Origin of the sequence: Oleiagrimonas sp., from assembly GCF_027858935.1 — a bacterium.
Taxonomy (GTDB): Bacteria; Pseudomonadota; Gammaproteobacteria; order Xanthomonadales; family Rhodanobacteraceae; genus Oleiagrimonas.
This window is the reverse complement of sequence record NZ_JAQIBU010000022.1, coordinates 1-6,576: the sequence shown is the minus strand read 5'-3', so window position 1 is coordinate 6,576 and position 6,576 is coordinate 1. Positions and strand designations below refer to the sequence as shown.

General features: G+C 62.7%; 9 protein-coding genes. 3 read left to right on the top strand and 6 right to left on the bottom strand.

Going from position 1 to position 6,576, the window contains the following annotated elements:
- The 4 genes from PF446_RS00995 to dusA all read right to left on the bottom strand — a co-directional run.
- Nucleotides 1-1,103: histidine kinase dimerization/phospho-acceptor domain-containing protein (locus PF446_RS00995; RefSeq protein ID WP_298068811.1), on the bottom strand; the 1,103-nt coding region annotated here is incomplete at its 3' end.
- 33 nt (nt 1,104-1,136) lie between these two features.
- Entirely contained in the window at nt 1,137-1,832 is a 696-nt protein-coding gene (locus PF446_RS00990; protein ID WP_298068809.1) for a response regulator transcription factor, read from the bottom strand.
- Between the two features lie 26 nt (nt 1,833-1,858).
- Nucleotides 1,859-2,248 (bottom strand): hypothetical protein, encoded by a 390-nt coding sequence (locus tag PF446_RS00985; protein ID WP_298068807.1) that lies wholly within the window; start codon nt 2,246-2,248, stop codon nt 1,859-1,861.
- A 40-nt stretch (nt 2,249-2,288) separates the two neighbouring features.
- Entirely contained in the window at nt 2,289-3,392 is a 1,104-nt protein-coding gene (gene dusA / locus PF446_RS00980) for a tRNA dihydrouridine(20/20a) synthase DusA (RefSeq protein ID WP_298068805.1), read from the bottom strand.
- A 101-nt stretch (nt 3,393-3,493) separates the two neighbouring features.
- On the opposite strand from dusA, the gene PF446_RS00975 reads away from it, so the two are divergent.
- Nucleotides 3,494-4,270, top strand: coding sequence for a ferredoxin--NADP reductase (locus tag PF446_RS00975; RefSeq protein WP_298068804.1), 777 nt, complete (start codon nt 3,494-3,496; stop codon nt 4,268-4,270).
- 53 nt (nt 4,271-4,323) lie between these two features.
- Nucleotides 4,324-4,812 (top strand): DUF456 domain-containing protein, encoded by a 489-nt coding sequence (locus tag PF446_RS00970; protein WP_298068803.1) that lies wholly within the window; start codon nt 4,324-4,326, stop codon nt 4,810-4,812.
- A 21-nt stretch (nt 4,813-4,833) separates the two neighbouring features.
- Here PF446_RS00970 and PF446_RS00965 read toward each other — a convergent pair whose 3' ends face one another.
- Entirely contained in the window at nt 4,834-5,529 is a 696-nt protein-coding gene (locus tag PF446_RS00965) for a hemolysin III family protein (protein ID WP_298068801.1), read from the bottom strand.
- A 118-nt stretch (nt 5,530-5,647) separates the two neighbouring features.
- Nucleotides 5,648-6,082: a hypothetical protein gene (locus PF446_RS00960; protein WP_298068800.1), complete on the bottom strand. Its 435-nt coding sequence runs from the start codon at nt 6,080-6,082 to the stop codon at nt 5,648-5,650.
- A 159-nt stretch (nt 6,083-6,241) separates the two neighbouring features.
- Here PF446_RS00960 and PF446_RS00955 point away from each other — a divergent pair.
- Nucleotides 6,242-6,576: universal stress protein (locus PF446_RS00955; protein WP_298068798.1), on the top strand; the 335-nt coding region annotated here is incomplete at its 3' end.

Here is a 6,576-nt window from a genome sequence, read left to right as displayed (position 1 = left end):
TGGGCCCACTTGAAGGCGTTCTCCAGCAGGTTGCCGAGTATTTCCATGAGATCGCCCGGCTCACCATAGAAGTGCGCCTGCGGATCCACGTCGAACTCGCACAGCAGGTTGCGTGCGGCATGCACCTTTTCCAGGCCCGACACGATGTCCTCGGCGTATCCGGCAACTGCGACCGGCGTGACAAAGATCGGTACGCCGGAGGAAGCCGCACGGGCAAGCTGGTAGGCGACGATATCGTCCATGCGCTGGACCTGCGCCGTCAGGTCCTGTTGCGCGTCGTCCTGCACATCCCCCAGCTCCAGCCTTGAACGAATCACCGCGAGCGGCGTCTTCAGACTGTGCGCGAGATCGGCAAGAATGTTGCGGTTGCGTCCCAGGGTGCGACGCTCGTTTTCGATGAAATTGTTCAGGCTCTGGGTCAAGCCGGCGAGTTCCTCCGGATAGTCCCCGGGCAGATGGTCGCTCTCGCCTTGATCAATACGCTGCAGGTCCCTGGCTACACGTCGCAATGGACGCAGGCTCCAGCGCATCAGCCCGACCTTGACCAGAATCAGCGCCAGCCCCAGGACCGCGATCCACATGAAAAGCGTACGGCGATAGACGCTCAACTGCAGTTCGAACTGGGCTTCGGTCTGAGCCACGGTGAATGTCAGGTCGACCTCCTTGCCACGCGGTCCGTCATAGGCCACCCCCTTGCTGTAGATGTAGACCGGCCCCACGCTGCTCTGCACCGGCCCCACGAACTGGCTCTGTCCCGGCGAAAGATACTGATGCAACGCCAGTTGCCGACCCACCGCCGAAGGGGATTCCCAGTGATAGCCTTGTGCGCCGTTGATGATCGCGTACAGGCCCGAACCCGGTCGCAGGAAGTCCGAATGCGGCGGCGGCGAATCCGGTGCCAGCACCCGTCCCCCGCGACCGACATCGGTCGCGGCCAGGTACGCATAGACATAGCCTTGCAGGCGATCATGCAGCGCCGTCCGCGCACTCTCGTAATAGGCCCGGTCCAGCGAAACTCCGGCCATGCCCAGGAAACCGACCAGAACCACGCCCATGGCCAGTGTCGAACGGGCAACCAGCGACAGGTTGCGTTGGGAGCTCATGTGTGGATCATGATTCGGTCATGTGCTGCCGCGTCACTCGTCCTCTTCGATCTCGTCACGCGGAATCGCAAACCGGTAGCCGCGTCCACGCACGGTCTCGATCGGCTTGATTTCGCCGCTTGAATCGAGCTTGCGCCGCAGCCGGCCGATGAACACTTCCAGCACGTTCGAATCACGGTCGAAATCCTGCTGGTAGATGTGTTCGGTAAGGTCCGCCTTGGAGACCAGTTCGCCCGCATGCATCATCAGGTATTCCAGCACCTTGTACTCGTAGCTGGTCAGGTCGACCGGCCCGTTGTTGACCGTTACGGTCTGCGCCGTGGTGTTGAGGCGGATCGGACCGCAGGCGAGGACCGGACGCGACCAACCACTGGCGCGGCGCACCAGCGCATTGATGCGCGCAAGCAATTCCTCGACGTGGAACGGCTTGACCATGTAGTCGTCGGCACCGTGTTTGAGGCCCTCGACCTTGTCCTGCCAGCTGGTACGCGCGGTAAGGATAAGGATCGGATAGCGCTGGCCGTCCTCTCGAAGCGACTTGACCAATTCCATGCCCGACATTTTCGGCAGGCCCAGATCAATGATGGCCAGGTCAAAAGGTACTTCGCGGCCCAGGTACAGGCCTTCCTCGCCGTTGGATGCGGCATCGACCGCAAAGCCATCTCGCTTCAGGCGTGCTGCGAGGGTTTCGCGCAGTGGAGCTTCGTCCTCCACCAAAAGGATGCGCATGGATGTTTCTCCTTGTGTCTGGGTGTCTAGGGAGCGTTCTGCCGGTCACTGCGCAGCGTCACGATGCGAACGTGACCATCCGGTGTCAGCACCTTGATCCGATATTCCGTGATCCGGCCCTGTTGGCGAGTATCCGCCTTGAGCACTTGGCCTCCGGTCTGATTCTGCACGCGTGCGACGGCTTGTTCCAGTGTCAGCGGAGTAGCCGTCCTGCTCTTGGATGATGCGGAAGAGGAATCAGGCGCCAATGCAGGGCGAGCGGAGGGCGTCTTGGTCTTCACTGGTTGGGGCGGCGCCTGGACACCCGCCGACATCATCGGCATCAGTGAATCCCCAGGCGCGACCTGGGCCACGGCTGGCGCACCAAGGAACGCGCCGATCAGGGATAGCGCCAGAATGTGGGGACCGATTTTCATCACGTTTACTCTTCCCACCCGTACTGAGGATGCCAGAATGTCATCCCCCATGATGAAGCACGGCTTTGAATTCGTGCTGAACCGGGGTTGATGCTGCCTCCCGGGTAGCGGGACCCAAGGCCGCGATGGCCTGATCGACCAGCGCCCATCCGGCGTCTTCCAGATGCGATCCTTCACTGAGGACACGCCGGAAACTGCGCGCGCCCGGCTGACCGTGGAACAGGCCAAGCACATGCCGGACCACATGCTTGAGCTTGCCACCGCGGGCCAGCTCGGCCTCGATATAGGGGCGCATCTGTCGCAATACCTCGATCCGTGAAGGCACGCTGCTGCCCCAAAGGCATTGTTCGAGCTCGGCCAGGATCCATGGATGCTGGTAAACCGACCGGCCCAGCATCACACCATCGACGTGCTGCAGGTGAGCAAGCACCGCGTCAACGCTCGAGATGCCACCATTGATGATCACCGAAAGCTCCGGAAACGCCTGCTTGAGACGGTACACCCGATCGTAGTCGAGCGGCGGCACCTCGCGGTTTTCCTTCGGGCTCAACCCATTGAGCCAGGCCTTGCGGGCATGCACCACCAGCACCTGGACACCGGCGTCCAGCATCCGTTGGGTAAACTCATGCAGCCCGGCCTCGCTGTCCTGGTCGTCCACGCCAATACGGCATTTCACCGTCACCGGAAGCGCGACGGCTTCGCGCATGGACCGCACGCAATCGGCCACCAGTGCCGGCTCGAGCATCAGGCAAGCGCCAAAGCGGCCCGACTGCACGCGGTCGGACGGGCAGCCCACGTTGAGGTTGATCTCGTCGTAGCCGGCCTCGGCACCATAGCGTGCAGCCTGCGCCAGATCGGCCGGGACGCTGCCGCCCAGCTGCAGCGCAACCGGATGCTCCTGCTGGTTGTGCTCGAGCAGATGCAGGCGGTCGCCGTGCACCAGCGCGGCAGCCGTGACCATCTCGGTATACAATCGCGCATGCGGCGAAAGCAGCCGATGGAAGAACCGGCAATGACGGTCGGTCCAGTCCATCATCGGCGCCACGCTCAATACCCAGGGCCCATCACGGCGCGCGACCGGAACGGTCGGTGCTTTCGTGCGGCCCGCGGAAGGCGGGGCATGCGGTCGTCGTATGGCAGACATGCGTTGCCGGTACATCCATGCGTGAATCGCCGTACATGGTACCGGAGCGTGCTCCGGGCTGCGTTGCGCAATACTTTTTCAACCGAGGTGGATTTCGACCCATGGTGGCTCTGGCGACCGAGCGCGTGCTTGACGTGCACCACTGGAATGAGGGGCTTTTCAGCTTCCGGACCACACGCGATCCCGGATTCCGCTTCCATAGCGGACAGTTCGTGATGATCGGACTGAAGGTCGACGAACGGCCGTTGTTGCGTGCCTACTCCATCGCCAGTGCGCACTACGAGGAACACCTGGAGTTCTTCTCGATCAAGGTCCCGGGCGGGCCACTGACCTCGCGCCTGCAACATCTGGCACCCGGCGACGAGCTGATCGTAAGCCGCAAGCCCACCGGCACCCTGGTGCTGGATGACCTCCATCCAGGCAAGCGCCTGTACCTGCTGGCCACCGGCACGGGGCTGGCCCCGTTCCTGAGCATCGTGCGTGACCCGGAAACCTATGAGCGTTTCGACAAAATCGTACTTTGTCATGGAGTACGCCATGCGCAAGACCTGGCCTACGCCGAGGAACTGCGCGAGCGCCTGCCACGGCATGAATATCTGGGCGACATGGTGCGCGAGAAGCTGATCTACTACCCCACCGTCACGCGCGAGCCTTTCATTCACCGGGGGCGTATCACCGACGCCATCGCCAACGACACCCTGGCCGCCATCACCGGCCTGCCGCCCCTGGATCCGGCCGAGGACCGTGTGATGATCTGCGGAAGCCCGGCCATGCTCGAAGATACCTGTGCATTGCTCGACGGACGCGGCTTCGCCATCGCGCCGCGCACCCGGGAACCGGGCGACTACGTGATCGAACGCGCATTCGTGGGCAAATAACCACGCGCTCCGCCCACTTGGGCGCCCCTTCCGCACGAGGCATGAGGCAGGCCATGCACGCTCTCGACATTGTCCTTTACGGACTCGCCGCACTCCTGATGCTGGCCGGACTGGCCGGCGCCATCCTGCCCGCGCTCCCCGGCATCCCGATCCTGTATGCCGGCATCTGGCTGGCCGCTGGCACCGACGGCTACGCGCACATCGGCGTCTGGTGGCTGATCGGGATCGCGCTGCTGGGTGCATTCGGCATGCTGATGGATCTGCTTGCTGGGGTGTTCGGCGCCCGACGCGTGGGGGCCACGCCGGCAGCGCTTTGGGGCTCGGCGATCGGCACCGTAGTCGGCCTGTTCCTGGGCATACCCGGGTTGATCCTCGGCCCCTTCATCGGCGCACTGGCCGGTGAACTACTGTCCGGAAGCAGCGTGCTGCGCTCCACTCACGTCGGCATGGGCACCTGGGTCGGCTTGCTGCTGGGGACTTTGGTCAAGCTGGTGGTGTCGTTCGCGATGCTCGGAATGTTCGCCCTGAAGATGCTCTTTTGACCCACCACCAAGCACATCAGGTCAGGCGTGCGGCACATTCGGCAATACGTACAGCAGCACGGCCAGATAGTGCAGCACACTGCCTGCCATCACGAACAGGTGCCAGATGGTGTGACTGTAGGGAATGCGCCGGCTGAGATAGAACGGAACGCCAAGCGTGTAGGCCAGCCCGCCCGAGAACAGCAGCACCAGTCCACCGATGGGCACATGCTTGACCAGCGGCCCGATCGCGATCAGCCCGACCCAACCCATCGCGATGTACAGCAAGGACGCCAGCAAGCGCGCCTCGTGCAGAAAACCCAGTTCCATCGCACTGCCGATGAAGGCCAGTGTCCAGACCAGACCGAACAGACTCCAGCCCCATGCGCCGGAAAGCGCAATCAGGGTGAATGGCGTGTAGGTGCCGGCAATCAGGAAATAGATCGCGATGTGGTCCAGGCGCCTGAGCCAAGGCTCGATGCGCGGTGACGGCGATGGATACTGGACACTTGAAGTGGTGTGGTACACCGTCGAAGCGGTGTACAGCAGCACCAGCGTGCTGCCGAACACGGCGCACGAGGCGATGGCGCGCGCTTGGCCATAAGTGGCCGCGAAAGCCACCAGCACCACCAGTCCGATGATGCTGAGCAGGGCCCCGATGCCATGCGTGATGCTGCTGGCGATCTCATCACCGAGGCTGTATTGGTGGACGATGGAGGCAGATGCAGTCCGTGACATCAGGTCTCTCCTGGGTGGCCGCGACGCGGGAATCCATGATTCGTGGCAACCCGAGCCGAGGGTACGGGTCGTTTCGAGCATGGATTCACGAAATGCGCCACTTCAGGCATACCGCAATTCAGCGTTCGATGATGAAAGCGCCTGCGTCCACTCCAAGGTTCCAGCCGCGACCCTTGCCGGCCAGCGCCAGCGAGACGTCACCCTTGGTCATCACACCCGAGGATGCGCTCTTGTCGGCGCCGGCATGCGCACCCGCCTCAGCATAGTGCCCCAGCACGTCGCTAATCGCATGTACGCCTGTGAACTTGCCAATGCCGTCCTTGACCTCGGTCTTGCCGACCGTCAGGCCACCACCCTTGACACGGATATGTACCGTCATGGTCTGGCCATTGCTGCAGGTGACGCGTCCTGAGCCCTTGGCCGTCTTGTAGAAGATCGACCAGCCACTGAGGTTGTAATGCAGCTTGCATGAAAGATCGCCGTCACGGGCAGAGGCCGGGGCAGCCAGGGTAAGCGCCGCAACCAGCAGCGCGGGAATCATCCAGGTACGCATGGCAAGGGTTCTCCTAGTAAGTGTGAGCAGGAACTTGATTCTGGCACCCCAAGATGAACCCACGGCAACCTGACCGGTTTACCGGATACGCCCCTGGTTTTGGAAAAGCCAAGCCGATGAGGCTACAGTCGCAGCACGACCCTGCGCGGAGTCCATGTCATGTCGAACATGCAAATGCTGGTCAGGATCGGCCACGGTGACAGCACCGCACCGGCGCTTCGTGTGGCCCTGTCGGCTGCAGCACGATTGGGTGCCTGTCTGGACGGTGTGCAAGTGGTGCCGTTGCCGCCTGCGGCATTCACCGTTCCCGAGGCAGTGCCCATGCAAATGGACGCCGTCAAGCAACTGTACGAGCGGGCCCGCAAGCGAGAAACATGGTTCCAGTCGCAACTGCGGGACCTTGCGATCACGGGCGACTGGCGCGTGGCTCATGGAGACGATGCATCCGTGCTCTGCCACATGGCTTCCGCCTACGAACTGCTGGTGATGATGCG

What these genes read in the sequence shown, in the direction of transcription:
- dusA (WP_298068805.1), bottom strand. Translation starts at nt 3,392, where the DNA reads ATGTCTGCCATACGACGACCGCATGCCCCGCCTTCCGCGGGCCGCACG.
- PF446_RS00970 (WP_298068803.1), top strand. Translation starts at nt 4,324, where the DNA reads ATGCACGCTCTCGACATTGTCCTTTACGGACTCGCCGCACTCCTGATG.
- PF446_RS00975 (WP_298068804.1), top strand. Translation starts at nt 3,494, where the DNA reads ATGGTGGCTCTGGCGACCGAGCGCGTGCTTGACGTGCACCACTGGAAT.
- PF446_RS00960 (WP_298068800.1), bottom strand. Translation starts at nt 6,082, where the DNA reads ATGCGTACCTGGATGATTCCCGCGCTGCTGGTTGCGGCGCTTACCCTG.
- PF446_RS00985 (WP_298068807.1), bottom strand. Translation starts at nt 2,248, where the DNA reads ATGAAAATCGGTCCCCACATTCTGGCGCTATCCCTGATCGGCGCGTTC.
- PF446_RS00990 (WP_298068809.1), bottom strand. Translation starts at nt 1,832, where the DNA reads ATGCGCATCCTTTTGGTGGAGGACGAAGCTCCACTGCGCGAAACCCTC.
- PF446_RS00965 (WP_298068801.1), bottom strand. Translation starts at nt 5,529, where the DNA reads ATGTCACGGACTGCATCTGCCTCCATCGTCCACCAATACAGCCTCGGT.